This is a genomic window from Streptomyces zagrosensis (assembly GCF_014203645.1).
Lineage (GTDB): Bacteria > Actinomycetota > Actinomycetes > Streptomycetales > Streptomycetaceae > Streptomyces > Streptomyces zagrosensis.
Genome location: NZ_JACHJL010000018.1, coordinates 37,496 through 57,668, shown reverse-complemented (window position 1 = coordinate 57,668; position 20,173 = coordinate 37,496). Strand labels below are relative to the sequence as shown.

General features: G+C 67.6%; 17 protein-coding genes. 8 read left to right on the top strand and 9 right to left on the bottom strand.

The annotated features are described in order from the left end of the window. Positions 1–195: 195 nt before the first annotated feature. The 9 genes from FHS42_RS36340 to FHS42_RS39505 all read right to left on the bottom strand — a co-directional run bounded on the left by FHS42_RS36340 (position 196) and on the right by FHS42_RS39505 (position 9,775). The gene (locus tag FHS42_RS36340) at positions 196–294 is read right to left on the bottom strand and encodes a tryptorubin family RiPP precursor (protein ID WP_221476946.1); all 99 of its coding nucleotides are present in this window, start codon (positions 292–294) and stop codon (positions 196–198) included. Between the two features lie 380 nt (positions 295–674). Next, positions 675–1,292: an NADPH-dependent FMN reductase gene (ssuE, locus tag FHS42_RS27770; RefSeq protein ID WP_184576705.1), complete on the bottom strand. Its 618-nt coding sequence runs from the start codon at positions 1,290–1,292 to the stop codon at positions 675–677. 303 nt (positions 1,293–1,595) lie between these two features. Beyond that, positions 1,596–2,402 (bottom strand): SDR family oxidoreductase, encoded by an 807-nt coding sequence (locus FHS42_RS27765; RefSeq protein WP_184576702.1) that lies wholly within the window; start codon positions 2,400–2,402, stop codon positions 1,596–1,598. A 178-nt stretch (positions 2,403–2,580) separates the two neighbouring features. Beyond that, complete coding sequence (locus FHS42_RS27760) at positions 2,581–3,771, bottom strand: MFS transporter (protein WP_184576700.1); 1,191 nt, start codon at positions 3,769–3,771, stop codon at positions 2,581–2,583. Between the two features lie 63 nt (positions 3,772–3,834). Next, on the bottom strand, positions 3,835–4,359 hold the full coding sequence (locus tag FHS42_RS27755; protein ID WP_184576697.1) for a cupin domain-containing protein: 525 nt from the start codon (positions 4,357–4,359) through the stop codon (positions 3,835–3,837). A 56-nt stretch (positions 4,360–4,415) separates the two neighbouring features. Next, positions 4,416–5,672: a styrene monooxygenase/indole monooxygenase family protein gene (locus FHS42_RS27750; protein WP_184576695.1), complete on the bottom strand. Its 1,257-nt coding sequence runs from the start codon at positions 5,670–5,672 to the stop codon at positions 4,416–4,418. Next, positions 5,669–6,811 carry an LLM class flavin-dependent oxidoreductase gene (locus tag FHS42_RS27745; RefSeq protein ID WP_184576693.1) on the bottom strand — a complete coding sequence of 381 codons (1,143 nt, stop codon included), beginning with the start codon at positions 6,809–6,811 and terminating at the stop codon, positions 5,669–5,671. The genes FHS42_RS27750 and FHS42_RS27745 overlap by 4 nt, the downstream gene beginning before the upstream one ends. Next, complete coding sequence (locus tag FHS42_RS27740; protein ID WP_184576691.1) at positions 6,808–8,046, bottom strand: styrene monooxygenase/indole monooxygenase family protein; 1,239 nt, start codon at positions 8,044–8,046, stop codon at positions 6,808–6,810. Before FHS42_RS27740 ends, FHS42_RS27745 begins: the two co-directional genes overlap by 4 nt. Before the next feature lie 58 nt (positions 8,047–8,104). Next, a complete protein-coding gene (locus FHS42_RS39505; RefSeq protein WP_184576689.1) occupies positions 8,105–9,775 on the bottom strand; it encodes an isocyanide synthase family protein in 1,671 nt (556 codons plus the stop codon). 762 nt (positions 9,776–10,537) lie between these two features. On the opposite strand from FHS42_RS39505, the gene FHS42_RS27730 reads away from it, so the two are divergent. From FHS42_RS27730 to FHS42_RS27695, 8 genes are all read left to right on the top strand, one after another. Further along, positions 10,538–11,665: a LysR family transcriptional regulator gene (locus FHS42_RS27730; RefSeq protein WP_184576687.1), complete on the top strand. Its 1,128-nt coding sequence runs from the start codon at positions 10,538–10,540 to the stop codon at positions 11,663–11,665. 406 nt (positions 11,666–12,071) lie between these two features. Next, positions 12,072–12,605, top strand: coding sequence for a 2,4'-dihydroxyacetophenone dioxygenase family protein (locus FHS42_RS27725; protein ID WP_184576685.1), 534 nt, complete (start codon positions 12,072–12,074; stop codon positions 12,603–12,605). Between the two features lie 31 nt (positions 12,606–12,636). Further along, positions 12,637–13,956: an MFS transporter gene (locus tag FHS42_RS27720; RefSeq protein WP_184576683.1), complete on the top strand. Its 1,320-nt coding sequence runs from the start codon at positions 12,637–12,639 to the stop codon at positions 13,954–13,956. After that, a complete protein-coding gene (locus FHS42_RS27715; protein WP_184576681.1) occupies positions 13,953–15,059 on the top strand; it encodes a 2,3-butanediol dehydrogenase in 1,107 nt (368 codons plus the stop codon). The genes FHS42_RS27720 and FHS42_RS27715 overlap by 4 nt, the downstream gene beginning before the upstream one ends. After that, positions 15,056–15,790, top strand: coding sequence for an SDR family NAD(P)-dependent oxidoreductase (locus FHS42_RS27710; protein ID WP_184576679.1), 735 nt, complete (start codon positions 15,056–15,058; stop codon positions 15,788–15,790). The genes FHS42_RS27715 and FHS42_RS27710 overlap by 4 nt, the downstream gene beginning before the upstream one ends. Before the next feature lie 271 nt (positions 15,791–16,061). Next, the gene (locus tag FHS42_RS27705; RefSeq protein ID WP_184576677.1) at positions 16,062–17,054 is read left to right on the top strand and encodes a helix-turn-helix domain-containing protein; all 993 of its coding nucleotides are present in this window, start codon (positions 16,062–16,064) and stop codon (positions 17,052–17,054) included. 158 nt (positions 17,055–17,212) lie between these two features. Next, entirely contained in the window at positions 17,213–17,371 is a 159-nt protein-coding gene (locus FHS42_RS27700; RefSeq protein ID WP_184576676.1) for a hypothetical protein, read from the top strand. A 381-nt stretch (positions 17,372–17,752) separates the two neighbouring features. Continuing rightward, positions 17,753–20,044 carry a glycosyl hydrolase family 18 protein gene (locus tag FHS42_RS27695; protein ID WP_184576674.1) on the top strand — a complete coding sequence of 764 codons (2,292 nt, stop codon included), beginning with the start codon at positions 17,753–17,755 and terminating at the stop codon, positions 20,042–20,044. Positions 20,045–20,173 lie beyond the last annotated feature (129 nt).

Genomic DNA, 20,173 nt, shown 5'->3' with positions numbered 1-20,173 from the left:
CTACGGCCGTATAGGGCTGGCCGGGGCAGCCCCGGTGGGCTCCGCGCTCTTGATAGGTCAGCCCTGCACAGGCAGAACCTGCATGGGTAGGCCCTGAGCAGGCGCACCTTCACAGGCAAGAGACCGGCTCCTCGGGTGGCCTTACGACGGGGCGACACCCGGGGAGCCGGTGGTACTTCGGCAAGCGCCTAGTGACTAGTACCAGATGTACCAGGCGTACGCCTTGAGGCTCTTTTCCGCCTCGATCTTGCGCTTGAACGAGCTGAACAGCTTTATGGCACTTCGCCGTCCCATCGATCCGGCCGGTGCGTCCCGACCCGGTATTCCACCGGAGACACCACTGTGGGGTCTGCGGTGGCGGCCCCGGCGATGCCACTGTTTCCCCTGGTGCTAACGATGCGCTAACGCATCAGCGTTGTCCGGGTGGTCTAATCCCGGTCTTCCAGCCACCGCTCGCTGCCCGCTTCGGGGTCCATTCGAAGCACCCTCACGGCGACCGATGCACGGCCTGGCCCAGCTCGGGGAGCCGAACCAGCCAGTGCACGCCCCCTTGCCAGGCACCGTTGAAAGCGCTGGCGTTCACAACGGGCCCCGTTCGTCCCGTCCTCCAGCACTCGGTGCTTCTCCCGCACCAGACGTATGCGGGAGCCACCCCGCGGCGGTGTGTGCGGGGTTCACCGGCGTTCCGTCTCCGCGCACGGCACGCCCACGGTCAGCGTCCCGGGCTCGGGAACGGCGGCCGTCTCGGGGACAGTCAGGCACCTTGGTGGCAGGGCGGTGATGAAGTCTTCGATCGCCTGCTCCAGCCGGGGTTCGACGTCCGCGGACACCCGTGGCAAAACGCCGTCATCGGGCCCGATCGCCCGGTCGAGGACGAATACGCCGCGGACGATGTGCCGCGCTCCCAGGGCCGCGAGTACCGGCCGCAGTGTGTAGTCGAGGGCAAGCGCGTGGGCGAGGGTGCCGCCGGTCATCACCGGCAACACCGTCTTGCCCGCCAGGCCCGACTGCGGCAGCACGTCAAGAAACGTCTTCAACAGGCCGCTGTACGCGGACTTGTAGACCGGTGTCGCCACGATCACGCCATCGGCGGCGGCCATGGCGCTGAGGGCCTGGCACAAAGCAGGACCATCGGTCCGCCCGGCCAACAGCTCGGTCGCCGGCAGGTCACGTACGCGCAGATGGCCGGCCGGAAAACCGGCCTTGGCCAGTCGCTGCACCATGTGGGCTGTCAGCGCTGCCGTGCGCGATCGCGCCGAGGGACTGCCGGATATCGCAAGCAGGGACGTCATCAGGGCTCCTTCGCGGGGCGGCTGGACGGCGACCGGCAGGAGCCGGGGCGCCGCGCGAGCACTGGCATGGGAGAGGCCCGGTGGGGCGCTCCTCTGCCAGCCGAAGGCGGCTCGACAGTACGGCTGTGCCGAGCGGCGTTGTGCGGGACCCGCCGCGCCGTGGTGTGGTGCACGCGGGGGCCGTCCTCCTCGATGTCCGGGTCGTGTGCGCGACGCCCATGGGCCATCTCGTGCGGAACGGGCCCGGCGCCGGTGCGCTGCTTGCTGTACGGGTGTGCTGGGGGCTGGCGCCGGTCGCGGGGTTCACTGAGCGGTCCATCCGCCGTCCATGAGGAGCACCGATCCGGTGAAGAAGCTCGCCTCGTCTCCGGCGAGGTAGGTCACGGCCGAGGCCGCTTCCTCCGCGCTCGCGATCCGGCCGAGCGGGTGCAGTGCGGTGAACATGTCCGCCGCCTCCTGACTGTCGCCGACGGAGGAGCGGTACATGGGTGTGTCCACGGTCGCCAGCGCCAGGGCGTTGACCCGGATGTCGTGGCGTGCGTACTCCAGCGCCGCGGCCTTGGTGAGGCCGACCACGCCGTGCTTGGCGGCCACATACGAGCTGATGCCACCGCCGAAGCCGACCGTGCCGAGTTGCGAGGCGTTGTTGACGATCACTCCCCCGTTGCGGCGCTGTAGAGCCGGTATCTCGTGTCTCATGGACAGGAATACGCTGGTCAATACGGTGGTGATGTCAGCGGCCCACGCCTCGGGCTGCTGTTCGGCGAGCGGGCCCGTGGTGCCGAGCGCCCCGGCGTTGTTGAAGGCGATGTCGAGTCCGCCGAAATGCTGCTCGGCGGCTCGCACCGCGGCTGCGATCTCCGCGTCCACGGTCACATCGGTGCGTACGGCGATGGCGGTGCCTTTGGCTGCGGTGATCTCCTCCACCACGCGGTCCAGTTCACGCTGGCGTCGGGCCGCCAACACCACGCTCGCGCCCTGCGCTGCCAGGGCTTTGGCCGCGGCCTCACCGATGCCCGAGCTGGCGCCCGTCACCAGCGCGACCTTGCCGTGCAGCCGGCCGAGCACGGGCAGGCCGCTGGAGTGCTGCGTCGAGTTGCGTTCGTTCATGACAGTGGTGGGGCCGCCTCGATCGGTCGGTCCCCTGCTCCCTTCTGGTGTGACAACGGGTCTACTTGGGGGTGGAACAGGTCAGTGGGGCGCCGGTGGGCGCCAGGAAGCCGTGCGGCGCACCGTTCAGCGGGCCGTTTGGCGGGCTGGGGCGGGTGCGCGTGGCTGTTGATGCGGATCAGGTCGGCGAGGTCTCGGACGCCTTCTCCTCCACCCGGGAGTCGGCCGTGGTGCGGTCCTGGTACCAGGCGTAGCAGCTCAGAAGGATGCCGATGGTGGTGACCACGGCGGCCGTGGCGTAGACGGAGCGCAGGCCGGGGCCGTCGATGACCCGGCCGCCCAGCCAGCCGGCCAGCGCGGCGGCGAGTTGGTACGCGGAGGCGTTGACGGCAATGGCCAAGGTGGGCGCCGAGCCGGCGGTGTTCAGTACGCGGGTCTGCATGCCCGGGATGACGGAGAAGCCCAGGGCGCCGACCACGAACACCATGACCGTGGTGAATGCGATGCTGCCGCTGCCCGCCCACATGCCCATCAAACCGACGCTGAGCAGGCCAAGGAGGCCGATTTGCGACGGCATCAGGGCGCGGTCGGACAACCAGCCGCCAACGAAGTTGCCCACCGCGGCGCCCACTCCGTACACCAGCAGCAACACCGCGACCGACCCGTCGGCGAATCCGGTGACGTCGGTGAGCAGTGGCGAGAAGTAGGTGAACACCATCAGCAGCCCCATGTTGGCGACGGCGGTGATGGCGATCGCGAGTTGCACCTTGCGATTGCGGAATACGCGCAACTCCGCCACCGCGGTCGTGCCGACCGTCGCGCTCTCCACCTGCGGGACCAGCCGCAACACCAGCACCAGGCCAAGCAGACACACCGCGCTGATGACGTAGAAGGTCGCTCGCCACCCGTAACGGTCGCCGATGAAGGTACCGATGGGGGCACCCATCATCATCGACAGGTTCATGCCAAAGACCAACTTGGAGACGGTGGAGGCCTGCTTGCCCTCCGGGGCCGTGGATGCGGCGATGACGATCGCGTTGGCGAAGAACGTCGCGGTCACCAAGGCGGTGATGATCCGCGCCGCGAACAGCACGGAGTACACCGGGGCCAGCGCCGAAGCGAGGTTCCCGACGACCACGATCACCAGGAGACAGACGATGAGCGGTTTGCGCGCATAACGTGTGGTCAGCGCCGTCAACACCGGGCCGCCGATGATCATGCCGATGGCGTACGCCGTGACCAGCAGTCCGGCGGCGGGGATCGACACACCGAGATCGTCCGCGACGTCCGGCAGGATGCCGGCGAGGACGAACTCACCGGTGGTGATGCCGAAAACACACAGCATCAGAGAACCGAGCTTCAACGACATGGTGTCTATTCTGTCGAGGTGGATGTGTCTGCTGCCCGCCGCGGGAGCGACGGGCAGCAGCCCTTACGGGGTGGGCGCTGGGCCCGCGTAGCGGTACGCGTAGGCGGGGCCCAACTCGATGATGCGGTCCAGGGTCGGGCCGCCCGCCTCCTCGGTGGGCAGCGTGGCCGCCGGGGCGTGCGGGATCTCCGCGTCCAAGAAGAGGTCGAATTGGGGCTTGCGACCGGGCTGTGGCGTGGAGTGGATGGTGAGGAACCGCGCGCTTTCGGACAGCGTCACGAAACCGTGCGTAAACGTCCGCGGCACGAACATCGTCGTGCCGGCCTGGGCTAGGTGTTCACGTCCGTCGCACACCAGACGCAGGGTGCCGTCGAGGACGAGGAAGAACTCGTCCTCGTAGTCGTGGCTGTGCAGGGGCGTGGTGTAGCCGCGGTTGCCGGTGTGTTGGACAACGGTGAAAGAGTTCCTCGTCAGCTCGCCGGGCACGCGTATTTGTGCCAGCCCGCCGAGCAGCCATACCGCAGTCTGTGCGGCCTCCGGGATCAGGCGTCCCGTCTCCTCGCGAGTCATGTCCGGGAAGGTCATCATGCTCCTCTACGGAAGATCGTGAGCGTCACCACAGGACAACCGCTGCGGGGGGCGTATTAGCCGCCACCGAGGCCGGCGGACGATGTCGCGGCCCCCGCGCAGTTGTCGACGAAGGCGGCCACGCCGTCCGGCGTGGACAGCGTTCGCCACATGGCGACCGGGTCATTGAAGTTGCTGATGAAGGCGTCGGCGACGCGTTTGTCCACCGCGGCCCGCTGGAACAGCGCGATGACGTGCGGCGGCGGTTCTGCGAGGAACGCATTGCTCCACTCCACGACGTGGCGAGCGTGTTCCCACAGCTGTGCGGAGGCGTCGCGGCAAAACACCTCGTCCAGCGGCCCTTGGGCCGCGTCGGCTATGAGTGCGGCTAGTTGAAAGGCCGTGTGGGAGCCGAGGTTGGCGCCTTGGGCGGTCAGCGGGTCGTTGGTGATCCAGGCGTCTCCGATGGCCAACGCGCACGTGCCGTCGTCAAGCCGTCCCCAACTCTGGCGGACCACCGGTGTGATCGCCCCCTGCACCACCTCGCCGGGTGCGATGAGCGAGAACGCGGTGGTATCGATGCGGCTGCGCAGGGCCGGGGTGTGGACGGCGAGTAGGTCCAAAACGTTGCGGTGAAAGGCGGCCGGGTCGGATGCGATGTCAACGTGGCTGATGGCCTCCAGCGGGCCGCCCGGTATCGCCTCGAAGGAGATGACGTCCGCTCGCCCCGCGGGGGTGTAGAACGGCATCCGCCAAATCTCCCCCGCCCCGGGCAAGAAGGAGAGGTCAACCGAGTGCGGCGCCTCCTCCCCGATGCCGAAGTACAGCCCGGAGCACAGCACGCGCTGCGGTGCGGTGTACGGCGAACGGCTGGCGTCCACCGGGAACAACCACCGCATCGATCGGGTGCCCTTCGCCACGACCAGCAGGTCGTGGCGCGACCCGAGTTCTTGGATCGGGGGGTCCCCGATCACCAACTCGCCGCCACGGTCAACGAAAGCGGCCAGCAGGTGCGGAAGGTAGATCCGGAAGTCCACCACGCTGGAGGGGGGTTGCAGATCGGCGAGAAACTCCAGGGGTGCCGGGTCGTCGGTGTGTACGGTGACCGCCCACTGCCACACCTGGGCGTCGGGGGAGGGCCAGTCGAATACGCCCAGTTCCCGCTCGCGCTGCTGGGTGTGTCCGAACCGGGCGGGGAAGTTGCGGGGCCGCCCGGCCTTGAGGGCGTCGATATCGTGCTCGGAGTACACCGTCGCCGGCACACCTAGTTGCTGGAGGCGCAGCGCCAGTTGCAGGCCGGAGATTCCCGAGCCGATGATGCCTACGCTCGTCATGCTGGCACCTCCGTGTCGCTCGCCCCGGACCGGAGTCGGGCAGCCAGCCAGCCAATGGACTCCACCGCAAAATGTGCGGCCTCCGGCGAGGCCAAGGCCGATGCGGGGATCAACATGGGGTGTTGCATGCCCGCATCGATGAGTTCCTCGATCCGCTTCAGCACCGTTTCCCGGCTGCCGACGATGACCTGGTCGGCGACCACCTCGTCGGGCACCTTGGCCAGTGCCCGTTCCACCTCCTCGCGTGTGAGCAGGTGCGGCAGGAGTTCCGCCAGTCCTCGGTGGTTTTCTCCAAAGGGGTGGGTGAGGCCGTGTTTACGCCATGCGTGGTCGCTTGCGAGGAGGGCCTGGTAGCGGATCGGGGTGGCCTGTAGAAGGTCGTGGGCAGCCGCGTCGGTCTGCGCCACCACGATCGGAAGGCCCCCCGCGGCAATGATGGCGTCCGGGTCCCGGCCGGCTTCCGCGGCGGCCGAGCGCACCACTGCCAGTCGCCGGGCGTACTCGTCCGGGGACATCAGCTCGGAGGGTAGCCAGCCATCGGCGAAACGGCCGGCCAACGTCAGCATCCGGTGGCGGTTCGCCCCCAGCCACAGCAGTGGCGTTCGGCCCTCGGGCGCCGGCAGTCCCATGAGCGCCTGGTCGAGCGTGAAGTAGGTACCGCGGAAGTCGTGCGGCCCCTCACCGGAGAGGAACAGCCGCAGCAGGTGCAGCGCTTCCTCGACCCTGCTCACCTGGCGGTCGTGTGGGACGCCGTAGGGTACGAGGTTTTCCAGCGCTCCGGTGCCGATACCCAAGATGGGTGCTTGCTCGGTGAGCTGGGCGAGGGTGAGTGCGGTCTGCGCCAGCACCGCCGGGTGACGGCGGTGGGGGTCGGTGACCCCTACCGCGAGCCGTACCGGGCCCGCGTCCGGGGCGAAGTTACCGAGCACGGTGGCGTAATCGAGGCAGCGGTCAGGGGTGGGCATGTCCGCAGCTAGGTGGCTGAAGTGGGTGTCCCATGCCTGCCGGGGAAAGACGTTCATCAGGTGGTCGAAGATCAAGAAGGTGTCCAGGTTCGCCTGGCGCGCGATCTGGAGCAGCCCCCGCCCGGCCTCGACCGAACCGACCGCGTCCCAGATAAGGCCGACTTTTACGCTCATACTCCGCTCCTCACTGACCGCGCCTGGGCGATGAACTCGTCGGTACGTTGCACGCTGCTGATGCCATGCCACATGGCCTCGGGGTGATCGAGGCGGGCGACGAAGGCGTCCGCTACCCGCTGGTCGGTCGCGGCGGCGGCCAGCAGGGTGCCGATCTGCGGTGCGGGCGGACCGATGAACAGGTTGGCCCAGTCCACGACGGGTTGGGCGAGGGTCCACAGTTGCTCGGAGACGGTGCGGCAAAACGTCTCGTCGTGCGCCCCGGTGTACTCGCGTAGCGCGTCCGCCAGGTGAAAGGCCAGCCTGGAGCCGAGGTTGGCACCCTGAGCGGTGAGGGGGTCATTGGTGATCCAGGCGTCCCCCACTGCCAGCGCGTACGCGTTGTCGGCCAGTTGCGCCCAGCCGCGGCGAACCACCGGCACCACCGCGCCGCGCATGAGGTCCACCGGGCGGGTGAGGACGAACTCGCGCTCCTCCACCCTGGTACGCAGGTCGGGTACGTGCGTGGTGATCAGGCGTAGCACGTCCGCGGTGAACCGGTCCGGGTCCCCCCGATAGTCCTGGTCCGTGACGGCACTGAACGGACCGTCCGGCACTGCCTCCACCAGCACGGCGGTCACCTGGCCGCTGAACGAGTGGTAGGTCGGGGCGTGGATCTCGCCGGCGCCCGGGACCATGTGCATGGTCATGCCCACGGGGTCCGGGGGCCGGACTCCGTGGAAGAGGCCGCCGACGAGATGCCGCGGCGCGGATTGGAAGGGCGAGCGGGCCGGATCACGCGCGAAGGTATCGGTAAGCGCCCCCCGGCCAGCCGCGACAACCAGCAGTTCGTGGTGTGAGGCCAGCCGGACGAGATCGTCCCGGTCGGCCACCGGGCGCAGCACCGGTTCTCCGCCACGCCGCTGGTACTCCTCCAGCAGCGTGGCGAGATACATCCGAAAGTCGATGGAGCTGGCCGGTTTGGGCAGCTCCCCGCGAAACGCGTACCCGTCGGGGCCTTCGACGCAGACGTGCATCCACGGGTTGTCGTACAAGCTTGACGCCCATTGGGTCAGGCCAAGCATTCCTTCGCGTTCTCGGGTGGAGCCGAAACGAGTGACGAAGTTCAACGGCGGCCCGCTGCGTATGCCGTCCGGGTCTTGGGCTGTGTACAACGTGGCGTCGATGCCGAACTGCTGGAGTCTCAGCGCCAAGTGCAGACCGGCGATCCCGGTGCCGACGATGCCAATACTCATACCTTCGCTCCATCTGTATGTGCTAGGTACCGTCCCCGAACGGTTCTGCCGGGATGTGTCAGATGACCTCGACCCGCTGAAGATGACGGGTGGTCGGCCCGTTGAAGGCATTACGCCCGTGCACCAGTGCGAAATTGTCAGCGATCAGGATGTCGCCCTTACGCCAGTCGTGCGCGTAGCAATACTCCGGACGATGCAGCCGCTCAGCCAACGAGGCGAGGAATGTTCCAGCCTCCGCTTCTTCGACGCCATCAACGCTGACGTGTACCGGATTCTTGTAGACCGAGGGGTCCAGCGGCTCGGCGAAGCGCAATACGGGGACAGCGGTGGCGGGGTGTTGCGCGACAAGCTTTTCGGTGGTCTCGCCGCCGTAGTGCACCATCTTCTCCGTCGTATAGGTCAGGCTGAGCTCCGCCCACCGTTCGCGCTCTTCGACAGGGGCATCCCGATAGACGGCCGTGGTGTCTGAGAAGACGGTCTCTCCGCCAACGCCCGGTGTGGCGTCCAAGCACTGGAAGAAGAAGTAACGGGGGTCGGCCTCCACGAACGCGCCATCCCAGTGGAATGGCACATCACCACTGGCGAAGAGGTAGTTCCGCGGATTTTCCTCGACTATCAGGTCGATGACCTCCCCCGGCTCCCATTTCAGTATCTCCCCCCACAGCCGGCAGTAGTCGGCGAATTCCTCCTTCCCCATCAGCTCGAAGCCACGCAGCACCAGGACGCGGGACTCCTCGGTCCAGCGTGTGAGGGCGGTTACTGGAATATCGGTGATACGGGCGTCACCGGACGGGGCCTCGACCACTCGGCCGAAGGGTTGAAGTGGGATGTGTCGGAACGTGTCGACCTGGGATGTGGAATGCGTCATGACGTGCCATGTCCTATCTGGGAGTCTGTGCGGTGCTACGCCTTGGCGGCGGGTAGGAACGACGACGACATTACGGAGGTTGCCGTCGCGCCAGACGATCGAGGCCCGAAGCAGCTCGACATACCAGCGCTTGGCCAGTGTCGGTGGACGGCGTCGTCGAGCGCCAGCCCATGCCACGGCGTCAGCCAACCGTTCCCAGCCCGCAAGAGCTGGAGCCCGGACTTTCGCGGGCCTGGCGGCTGAAGGTACGTCGCAAGACGTATCGCCTGGAGGGAATGTCTCGGCGACCACCCGGCTCCCCGCATTGCTACGCGGATTGGCCTGGTACGCCGTCGCTTGGGGTTCTTTGCGTAACTGACGTCGGGATGACGCGCCGCAGCGTCGCGCTGCTGCGCCATCGAACACGAAGTGGTGTAGCCGGTGGAACAGTGTGCTTGTCTTCTGGTCGGGGCGGACCGCCTCCTTGCGTTGTTCGAATGTCAAGGAGTAGGTCATCCCACATATGTGTCGCTTCTTCAGGTGGTTCGTACTGCCAGAGGCGTCGTCCGACTCGAAGAGGTCAAGTGGCGCCCCGTGCGACGTGCTGATCACACCCGCCGAAGACTGCCCATGAGCGGCCATCGCATCATCGAAGACTCCGCTCATATCACCGAAAACATGCCTGTTCGAGCCGCTAGTGATCCGGGTACTCGGCGGGAAAGGGTGCCATTTGTCGGCGCACAGTGACTGGGGGAAGCCCCATGGGAGCTGCTCACCAAGGCCGGGGAGTGTGCCGAGCATCGTGCGTTGCTGCGCTGGCTTTTCAGCAGGAGCCGGCACCACGCATTGGGACGATTTCTCGTGTTCGGTACCGCGCTGCATCTTTGTCCGCTGGGTTACGGTCCACGTATGTGCCTGCTGGATTACGGTCCATGCGGCGCGGATTGCGCCCCGCCCCAGTTCCGCCTGCCGCGCTGCACCCTGCGCTTGGTCCCCCGCAGTTGCGTCGGGGCAGCGATCGCGGTGCGTCCGCCCACGTATCCATTCCCTCATCTTTCCCGAGGAAGACGTCCCTCTCACACCGATGCCCAACGCTCCCGATCGACCCACGCATACAGGGAAACGCGGCCGGGCCTGCCGCACTTCGATAGTTTTTGATTCGGGCGCGATGTTCGGTGGCGTTGGCATTTTCCCCTCTTCTCCTTCGCGTCTTTCGCCCGGCCGGCGCGTGGTTTGTGCATGCTCGTCGATCCTCGTCGGGCTGCGACGATCGGTCAGCGCGCGGTGGGGGAGTCGGTTTAGCGCGGGGCGAAAACGGTCGCGGTGTCATTCTCGGGCCGTTGGCACACAAGGTCCTTCAGCAGCGGCGATCCGACATCGACTGTCGCTGATTCGAGGAGAACGTTGCCGCTGGACCAAGGAATATTCGGGGGAAACTCCTTCGTGGGGTGAGTGAGGCCCCGGCGGGGCAAATATCGTGCCAGATCGATTTTCGGCCAGGCGGCCGAGGGCAGGGGGAGGCGCCGCAAGTCTGTGCAAACAAACGTTAGCTTGACTGGTATAGGAGGGGCCGCGCAATCGCCCACCGATTAAGATGCCTGATGGATGAAGGAGTCGGCTGTGCATCGACGGGGGGCACCGACCATGGCCGGCTTAGACGGTCCGGCGGTTTATCAACTGAGATCGCTGCTGACGTTGGCCGAAGAGTTGCACTTCGGCCGCGCAGCCGCACGGCTCTATATCACCCAGCCTGCCCTCAGCCAGCAGATCCGCTCCCTTGAACAGCGTCTCGGAGTACGGTTGTTCACTCGTACCAGCCGGAGGGTGGAGCTGACTCCGATGGGCCAGGCCCTGCTTCCCCGCGTGCGGAATGTGGTGGGAGCGGCAGACGAACTGCGCGATGCGGCGCGCTGCTTCTCGGCCGATGATGACGCAGTGGCACTGCGGCTGGGGCTGGCCGGCTGGTCCGCCGCGCTGGAGGCCACCCACCAGGTGGTCACCGCGATCACCGCTCAACACCCCGACGTGAAGGTGGAGTTGAAGGTACTCGACATGGCCGAACAATCGACCGCTTTGGCCATGGGGAAGGTGGATGCAGCCTTCGTCTACCTGCCCGTGCCAGCTGGTTGTCACGCGGAGCCGCTCACCACCGAGCCGCGCGTGGTGTGCCTGTCCAGCTCCGATCCACTGGCCGACCGGCCGACGCTGCGGCTCGCCGACCTCGCGGACCGCGCGGTGGTCGGTCTGGCTCCCGATGTATCCCACGACGAGCGCAGCTTTTGGGCCACGGACCCCCGGCCCGACGGCACACCGGTCAGCTACACCGATCATCAGGTGCGCCGCATTGACTCCCTGCTGTCCGCCGTGTCCTTCGACGGAGCGATCGCCTTTCTGCCAGCCGTCGCGACGGAGCTATTCCCCCGACCGGACATCCGCTATCGGCCCGTGGTGGATCTGGAGCCGTGCACCTTCGCCATCGTCTGGCCGACATCGCACCGCGCGAACCCCCACACCGCCGTTTTGGAGAGCATCTGCCGCCAACTGCGCGAGCAGGGCCTGCCCGCGGGGACGAAACGGGCAAGCGATGAGACGCCCGCGTCGCCCGGTGAGCCCGGCGCAGGCCCCGGCACAGGCACAGGCACAGGCACAGGCATCGCACGATCGGGCATCCGCGGCGATGCTGCCTGGTCGCGAAGACGCCGCCTCATTGCCCAGACCACGATCCCCACCCAGGGCACGGCTCGGGCAACCGATACCGGTGTGACCCTGTAGGGCACGGCTTCCCGGGGCAGTGCGCTCAGTGCGATCGCTGGCCTGAAGTGGCTCAGTGAGGGCGCGGCGCACGCGCTCGGGCAAGGCTGCTGGGCGTCCGGCCGCCTCAAGGCCGCTCGCGCCGGGTGCTGGTGATGGGCCGGCCGGTGCGCCCCGGGACCCACCGGGCACCACCGGTGGCTGTGCACGCGCTTGGACAGGCGGCTTCCGCCGATCGGGGCAGCAGGCTCCGTACGCGGGCGACGTCGATCAGGACCGCGCCGTTCCTCCCCGTCGCCTTCTTCTGCCCTGCCTCTGCCTCTTCGACGTGTCCGAAACGGGCAAACGGCAACGTCCGTCCTGGGAAAGACGCGCCCTCGCTGCTCGGGGTTCACTTCGGCCATCAACCAGCGAATGGGAGCCGATCATGCCCGAGGAAGCCACCGGCGAGTTCTGGACGAACCTCAAGCCGATACAGAATTCCTTCAAGCCGGACGCACTGCCCGAGGTCTACCTCTCCCAGGTGGCCACCGACGACGACCGGTACTACGTGCCGTTCACCGAGACCGTCGGCTCGCGCCCCCTGTGGATCAACGTCAAGGACAACTCCTGGGCCGACATTTTGCGGGCCAAGGAAGCAGGACTGGTCAACCGGCACTACCACCCGCATGAGGTGTTCGCGTACACGATCTCCGGGAAGTGGGGCTACCTTGAGCGGCCCTGGACAGCGAGCGCCGGCGACTTCGTCTACGAGGCACCGGGCGAGGGGCACACCCTGGTCTCCTACGACAGCGGAGAGCCGATGAAGACGTTCTTCATCGTCAAGGGCCCGCTGATCTGGCTGGACGAGAACGGCGAGACCGCCGGCTACTTCGATGTGCACGACTACATCGCCATGTGCCGCAAGCACTACGAGCAGGTTGGCATCGGCGCCGACTACGTCAACTCCCTGTTCCGGTGACCCCGGCTCCTCCCACCGCCCCGAGGTCTCCATGATCCGTACCCGTACCCGGCCAGATCCGGTGGTCCAAACGGCAGCAGCCAACGAAGCCCGCCGCTATGAGAACCGGTTGCTGCTCATCTTGTTCCTCGCCTTCGGGTTCGTCTTCTTCGACCGCCAGGCGCTGTCCTTTTTGGCACCGTTCATCACCGATGAATTTGATCTGTCCCACACCCAATTGGGCACGCTGTCCGGGGCATTGGCACTGACCTGGGCCCTGTCCGGGATGGTCGCAGGTCGGCTGTCGGACAAGATCGGCAAGCGTAAGCCGATCCTGATCGCTGCCGTCGTGCTCTTCTCGTGCTTCTCCGCGGCGGGTGGGCTGATGGGCGGTTTCCTCGGCCTGCTCGGTGCTCGGGCGCTCATGGGGGTGGCGGAGGGCGCGGTGTTGCCGCTGTCGCAGTCGCTGATGGTGGAGGCCTCCCAAGAGCACCGCCGCGGCCTGAACATGGGGCTGTTGCAGGGCTCCGCGGCCGGTCTGCTGGGGGGAATCGTCGCCCCGCTGTCCGTCGTGTGGGTGGCCGAACACTTCGGGTGGCGGACGGTCCTGCTCATCACGATCGTCCCCGGCCTGCTCATCGCGGCTTGGATCGCCAAGGCGGTGCGGGAGGTGCCGCCCGGTGGTGGTCAGGTCAGCGATGCCGCCCCCGCGGCACAAGCCGAACCCAAGGCGTCGGTACGGGAGGTTCTGGGCCACCGCAACATCGTCCTGTGCACGCTGGCCGCCTGCTGCTATCTCACGTGGTTCGTCGTCATCATCACCTTCACCCCCGTTTATCTTCAGGACGTCAAGGGCTACTCATCGGGCACCATGAGCGCGGTCATGACGTGCTTCGGCGTCGCCTGGGTGCTGTGGGGCTTCCTCACCCCGGCGATCTCCGACCGCATCGGCCGCAAGACCACCATGATCGTGTTCACCTCGATTGCGGTGCTGTGCCCGCTCGCGGTGGTGTACATCGCCGATCCACTGGTGCTGGGCCTGGTCGTCGTGCTCACCTATACCGGCCTGGGCTGCTTCACCTTGATCATGGCCACGATCCCCGCGGAGACGGTGCCTCGCGGCGCGCTGGCCACCGCGCTCGGCCTGGTCATGGGCGTCGGTGAATTGGCGGGGGGCTTCCTCGCGCCCCTGGTCGCTGGCCGTGCCTCGGATGCCTGGGGGCTGGAGACGGCCATGTACATCTCCGCCGGCGGCGCCATCGCCGTCGTCTTGCTCTCCTTCGGCCTGCGGGAGACCGCGCCGAGAGTGCTGCAACAGCGCGCGGCGCGCGGCGCCGTTTCCCCTACGGCAACGGCGGGAGTAGACGCATGAGGGCCGCGATCTGGTACGGAGCCCGGGACGTGCGCGTGGTGGAAACAGCCGTCCCCACCCCACGGCCCCACGAGGTACTCGTCGAGGTGGCCTACTGCGGAATTTGCGGAAGCGACCTGCACGAGTACGCCGACGGGCCGCACGCCATCCCGGTGGCCGCGCCGCATCCGGCCTCCGGGACCAAGGCACCGCTCGTCCTTGGCCATGAGTTTTGTGGGACGGTCGCCGCGCTCGGCTCATCGGTCACCGGGCTCGCCGTGGGCGACCCGGTGGCCATCGAACCGAACTACCGGTGCGGTACGTGCCCGCGCTGCCGGGCCGGCGAATACAACATCTGCCAGCACTTCGGCTTCGCCGGCCTGATGGGCGACGGTGGCCTAGCCGATTACGCCGCGGTTCCGCGCTACATGGTGCACCGGTTGCCTGCCTGCGTACCGCTGGAACAGGCCGCGCTCTTCGAACCCGCCTCCGTCGCCCTGCACGCACTGCGGCGTGCAGGCTCCCTGGGCGACACGGTGGCGGTGGTCGGGCTCGGGCCGGTCGGCCTGCTCACCGTGCTGCTGGCCGCCGAACGCGGCGTGCGGCGGATCATCGCCGTTGACGTGGCCCCGGCCCGGCTGGCCATCGCCGCGCGGCTCGGCGCCACCGACCTGGTGGACGCCGCAGGGGGGATCGACGCCGCCGCGAAAATCCACGAACTGGCCGGCGGGGAAGGCGTCGATGTCGCGTTCGAGGTGGTCGGCTCCGAGACTGCCCTTCGCACCTGTCTCGCCGCGACGCGACGCGGCGGACGGGTCGTCCTGGTCGGTCTTGCCCAGCAGGTCCGCCTGGATGCCTTTGCGCTGGTGAACAACGAACAGTCAATCGTCTCCAGCGTCGGCTACCGCGACACCTACCCCGAGCTCATCCGACTGATCGCGGAGCGCGGCATCGACCTGACACCCGTCGTCACCTCGACCGTCGCGCTCGCCGACGTGGTCACGGACGGCTTCGAAGCGCTACTGAACGGCGCCGGCGACCAGGTCAAGATCCTGGTCGCCCCGCACCTCACCGCGGCCAGGTCGCCCCAAGCGGCCACCAATGAAACGGAGGCTACGAGATGACCACTGGCTTCGCACCGCACGCCTTCGCAGGCCGCAGCGTGCTGATCACCGGAGGGACCTCCGGCATCGGTGCCGCGACGGCGATGCTCTTCGCCGATCTCGGCGCCCAGGTGCGCGTACTCGGCCTACTGCCGTCCGCCCCCGACGAACTCCCTGGGCACGCACGGGTTCACATTGCGGAGCAGGACGTCACGGACCGCGACGGGCTCGTCCGTCAGATCGAGGCGTGCGGTCGCCTCGACCACCTGGTCACCTGCGCCGGCGTCAGTCGCGACCGCGAGGAGTACGACCGTACGTCGTGGGACCATGTGCTGGCCGTCAACCTCAGTTCCGCCATGACCGCCTGCCAGGCAGCGCGTCCCCTGCTCGCGCGAGGCGGCGGGAGCATCGTCACCGTCTCGTCGATGTTCGGCTTCTTCGGCAGCCGGGACCGGCCCGCCTACAGCGCAAGCAAGGGCGGTATCTCCCAATTGACCCGATCCCTGGCGGCCGAGTACGCCCCCGAAGACATCCGGGTGAACGCCGTAGCGCCGGGCTTCGTCGCCACCGCGCTCGCCCGCGGTGTGCTCGATGACCCGGCCGCCGCACAGGCCGCGCTGACCCGGGTCCCACTGGGCCGGTTCGGTCGGCCCAGCGAGGTTGCGGCGGTGATCGCGTTCCTTTGTTCGCAGGCCGCCGCGTACGTCAACGGCGCCATCCTGCCGGTCGATGGCGGCTACCTGGCCGTCTGACCGGCACCGCCCACCGCGCCATAAGCACTCGGCCCACCGGACCGCCCCGAGGTACGCTGCGCCCCCAGGTCGGGACCGCATGGTCAGCACGGGACCCTTGCTCGACTTACTCGGCCTTCCCGGCTTACCCAGCGGATTTCGGTCAGACCGCTCCACGCGGCGTGGCATCCGTTCCCCGCAGCCAACGGGAGCGAGGCCCCACCGTGGCGGAACCCAGCGGATCTCAGTACGTTTTTCCGCCACGGGTACGCGGATCGGCAAGGAGGCCCAGATGACCGTACACACCGTCCCCGCCGTCTCCCATCTGTCCACACAGTCCATCGACCCTGCGGACCGGGTGGACTATTGGGAGGAGTACAACCGAAAGGCCCTGGTCGGGCTGACCTGTTCGCCCTACTCCGAGCAGGGTCTGCTGGCCACCCAAACCAACGTCCCGTTGGGTGGTCTGCGGCTGGCCGACATCGCGGGCAACGAGCATGTGATCGAGCGAACCCCCGGGACCTGTCGGGCCCTTCCCAAGGACTCGGTGTTCGCCACCTTGCTGGTCACCGGCCAGGCCGTCTTCTTCCATGGCGCCGGCTGCCTTACCCTGCGCGCCGGTGACCTGGTGCTTTATGACACCCGCCGGTCTTATCTCTTCGGGTTTCCTTGCACCATGCGCCAACTGCTGGTGGACATTCCGGGCGAGGTGTTCACCGAGCGGTGCGCCGCCGGCGGCGTCTTCGCGCCGATGGTTTTCGGCCGGGATTCGGCGGCCGAGGGCGTGCTGGTCTCCTCGTTGCGGTCGGTGCTCACCGATTGGGCCGCTGGAGGCGGGGCCGGTGATCCGGTGAGCACGGAAGCCACCGTGTTGGATCTGGTGCGGTCGCTGGCCGCGCCGCGGCTGGGTGAGCGTGTCGCACCGCTCGCCAGGCCATCGCAATTGGCCGTGGCCAAGGACTACGCCGACCGGCAGCTGTCCGATCCCCGGCTATGTGCCGAGCACGTCGCGGAGGCGGTCGGGGTGTCCACCCGACACCTCAGCCGGATCTTCGCACCGTCCGGCGTGAGCCCGTCGCGATACATCCTTGAACAACGGCTGGTGAAGGCTCGCGAGCAGCTCGCCGATCCCCAAGCCCTTCATCTGACGATCGCCGACATCGCTCACCGGTGGGGCTTTGCGAGCCAGGCGCACTTCACCCGGGTCTTCCGCGACCGCTTCGAACAAACCCCCGGCGAGGCGCGCCCCGCCCCCGTCCGCACCCGACCGCCGCACAGGTCTTAACGCCCTACGAGCTGCCCGCCGGGCCGAGCCGGCCCCACCCCGTGCGCTGCCTGAAGACAGCGGGTGCGGCGGGGCCGCCCCGCTTGTATCGGACTTTCCTGCGACGCGCCCTGGGCCCCTCGGCGAGCGGCTGGGGCCTGCCGCCGGCGAAAGGTGCCATGGGACATCCCGTACGCCACAGCGGGCGCGGCGCGGCCGGGTCAACCACCGTTCAGGTGCTCAAGCGACACCCGCAGTGGGCCGGCCAGGAGTGGATCGAGACGGGCATGGCGTGCCTGTGTGCCGAGCATGCGAAGGGCGCTCCGCCCGCCCAGTGAGGCGCTGGTCCACGGTGCCCATGGCCGGCTATGACCGTGGTGGACGGGCGGCGGCGGTCGATCAGTTCTTCGGCTCGCCCTACTCGCGCTGCGCAGTGGTGGGTGCCGCTGGGAGGGGTGTTCCGGGAGGGGCAGCGGGGTCAAGGCCACGGACGCAGGAACAGCGGCGCATCGGCCGCGCTCCCGGCAAACGGACCAGCGGTGTTCGCTGCGCCGTCCCGCTACGCGGCCCGAACCGTTGACGACTTGGTCCAGACCATTTACCGTACGACTGCTTCCCTGGCCGCCGATGCCCCACGACCACGCACCACGGCCCCCAGGTGATGCGCGCGCATGCACGGTTCTGCACATCCCCTGTACAACCCCCACAGGGAGAGAGCCATGTCCCATCCCCACCGCAGATTCCGGAGCAAAGCCGCGGCTTTGCTCACCGCCCTCTTTCTTCCGCTGGCCCTGCTGACCGGCTTGTCGAGTTCCGCGCAAGCGGCCGGAAAACTCACGGCGACCTTCTCCATCGAGAACAACGGTTCCTGGTGGAAGGGCACGTACACCCTCCACAACAGCGGTTCAACTGCCGTCACCGGATGGCAGTTGGAGTTCGACCTCCCGGCCGGCACCACCACGACCGGTCACTACTACGGTGAGGCGACCGTCACCGGAAGCCATGTCTCGGTCAAAAACGCCCACTACAACGGCACCGTTCCGGCCGGCGGCAGCAGCGGCCCCTTCAGCTACTGGTTCATCGGCAACGGGCCGGCCAGCGCACCGAAGGGCTGCACGGTCAACGGTGACAAGTGCGATGGCACTCCCGACGTGCCGCCTACTGCTCCCGGCGCCCCTAAAGTCACTACCGCCACGGCCCGCAGTATCGCGCTGAACTGGACCGCAGCCTCGGCCGGTGACTACCCCGTGGCCGCTTACGAGGTGGTCTCCAACGGAACGACCGTGGCCACATCGCCCACCACGTCGGCAACCATCAGCGAGCTGACGCCGGCCACCACCTATCAGTTCGCCGTACGGGCCAAGGACACTCGCGGCAACCTCGGTGCACTCAGCGCACCGGTGAGCGCCACCACCGTGGACCCGGCCACCGACCCCACCCCGCCGACCGCACCTGGCGACCTTCGCTCCACCGCCAAGACGGCCTCCACCGTCAGCCTGGCGTGGAACAAGGCAACGGACAACGTCGCAGTGGCGGCGTACGACGTATACCGTGACGGCACGTTGGCGAAGACCGTCGCCGCGGACACCACCACGGCCGTGATCAGCGGGCTCTCCCCCGTCACCGAATACGCCTTCACCGTCAAGGCGCGAGACGCGGCCGAAAACTCCTCCCCCGCCTCCAACGCACTGAAGGTCACCACCGACGACCTGGCTGGTTCCGGCAAGCACCTCAACGTCGGGTACTTCGTCCAGTGGGGCATCTACGGCCGCCAATACTTCGTCAAGAACCTGGAGACCTCGGGCGCCGCCGCCAAACTCGACGTCATCAACTACGCCTTCGAGAACCTCGATCCCACCAACCTCACCTGTCTGGCCGGGGTCACCAAGGGCACCACCACCAATCCGCAAGACCCTGACCAGGGAACCGGCGCGGGAGACGCGGACGCCGACTATGCCCGACCCATGTCGGCGGCCCAGTCGGTGGACGGCGTGGCCGATGATGGCTGGGGCAAGTTGCGAGGCAACTTCAACCAGATCAAGAAGCTGAAGGCCAAGCATCCACACCTCAAGGTCGTTGCCTCGCTCGGCGGTTGGACGTTCTCGAAGTTCTTCTCCGACGCCGCGGCGACCCCGGCCTCCCGCGAGAAGCTCGTGAAGTCCTGCATCGACGTGTGGATCAAGGGCAATCTGCCCGTTTACAACGGTGCGGGCGGCCCCGGCACGGGCGCTGGTGTCTTCGACGGCATCGACCTGGACTGGGAATGGCCCGGCTCGCCCGACGGCCACCCGGGCAACCACTACAGCCCCAAGGACAAGGAGAACCTGACGGCGCTGCTCGCCGAGTTCCGCAAACAACTCGACGCGACGGGCGGCGAGCGCAAGTTGCTGACCGCCTTCACGCCGGCCGACCCGGTCAAGGTCGAGCAGGGCTGGGACCTGTCGAAGATCTTCAACTACCTGGACTTCGCCAACATCCAGGGCTACGACTTCCACGGCTCGGGCAGCGACAACTCCTGGGAGCCGAACCGCACCGGCCACCAGGGCAACCTCTACACCGACACCGACGACCCCTACCCGACCCACTTCAGCATCGAGAACGCCCTGAAGATCTACACCGATGCCGGGGTCAATCCGCGCAAGCTCACCATCGGCTTCCCGTTCTACGGCCGCGGTTGGCAGGGCGTCGCCGAAGGCGGCAAACGTGGCGAGTGGCAGTCAGCAACAGGCGCCGCGCCAGGGCAGTTCGCCGAGGAGGCCGGCATTCGCGGCTATCAGAACATGCTGGCCAGCGTGCCCAACATGACCATCCACCACGACGAACAGTCCATCTCCACATCCGGTTACACCGGACCAGGCGGCCAGTGGTGGTCCTTCGACGATGCCTGGTCGATCGGGAAGAAGACCGCCTGGATCAAGTCCAAGAACCTGTTGGGCGCCATGATCTGGGAAATGTCAGGCGACACCCCGAACGGCAGCCTCATGACCGCCATCGACAACGGCCTCAAGTAGTCACCGCTTCACCCGCGTAGCGCGCGCACACCGGGCTGCCCGTGCCCCCGCACCTGGGGTACGGGCAGTGGTGCCGGCTGTGGCGGGCGCACCGTCCCGGCGATGATGCGCTGCCACCGGATGGCAGGC

Bases quoted from the DNA above. Each gene is read 5' to 3' on its own strand.
- FHS42_RS27700 (WP_184576676.1), top strand. From the start codon at position 17,213: ATGGGACATCCCGTACGCCACAGCGGGCGCGGCGCGGCCGGGTCAACC.
- FHS42_RS27750 (WP_184576695.1), bottom strand. From the start codon at position 5,672: ATGACGAGCGTAGGCATCATCGGCTCGGGAATCTCCGGCCTGCAACTG.
- FHS42_RS27760 (WP_184576700.1), bottom strand. From the start codon at position 3,771: ATGTCGTTGAAGCTCGGTTCTCTGATGCTGTGTGTTTTCGGCATCACC.
- FHS42_RS27715 (WP_184576681.1), top strand. From the start codon at position 13,953: ATGAGGGCCGCGATCTGGTACGGAGCCCGGGACGTGCGCGTGGTGGAA.
- FHS42_RS27755 (WP_184576697.1), bottom strand. From the start codon at position 4,359: ATGATGACCTTCCCGGACATGACTCGCGAGGAGACGGGACGCCTGATC.
- FHS42_RS27740 (WP_184576691.1), bottom strand. From the start codon at position 8,046: ATGAGTATTGGCATCGTCGGCACCGGGATCGCCGGTCTGCACTTGGCG.
- FHS42_RS36340 (WP_221476946.1), bottom strand. From the start codon at position 294: ATGGGACGGCGAAGTGCCATAAAGCTGTTCAGCTCGTTCAAGCGCAAG.
- FHS42_RS27720 (WP_184576683.1), top strand. From the start codon at position 12,637: ATGATCCGTACCCGTACCCGGCCAGATCCGGTGGTCCAAACGGCAGCA.
- FHS42_RS27705 (WP_184576677.1), top strand. From the start codon at position 16,062: ATGACCGTACACACCGTCCCCGCCGTCTCCCATCTGTCCACACAGTCC.
- ssuE (WP_184576705.1), bottom strand. From the start codon at position 1,292: ATGACGTCCCTGCTTGCGATATCCGGCAGTCCCTCGGCGCGATCGCGC.
- FHS42_RS27725 (WP_184576685.1), top strand. From the start codon at position 12,072: ATGCCCGAGGAAGCCACCGGCGAGTTCTGGACGAACCTCAAGCCGATA.
- FHS42_RS27765 (WP_184576702.1), bottom strand. From the start codon at position 2,402: ATGAACGAACGCAACTCGACGCAGCACTCCAGCGGCCTGCCCGTGCTC.
- FHS42_RS39505 (WP_184576689.1), bottom strand. From the start codon at position 9,775: ATGCAGCGCGGTACCGAACACGAGAAATCGTCCCAATGCGTGGTGCCG.
- FHS42_RS27710 (WP_184576679.1), top strand. From the start codon at position 15,056: ATGACCACTGGCTTCGCACCGCACGCCTTCGCAGGCCGCAGCGTGCTG.
- FHS42_RS27695 (WP_184576674.1), top strand. From the start codon at position 17,753: ATGTCCCATCCCCACCGCAGATTCCGGAGCAAAGCCGCGGCTTTGCTC.
- FHS42_RS27745 (WP_184576693.1), bottom strand. From the start codon at position 6,811: ATGAGCGTAAAAGTCGGCCTTATCTGGGACGCGGTCGGTTCGGTCGAG.
- FHS42_RS27730 (WP_184576687.1), top strand. From the start codon at position 10,538: ATGGCCGGCTTAGACGGTCCGGCGGTTTATCAACTGAGATCGCTGCTG.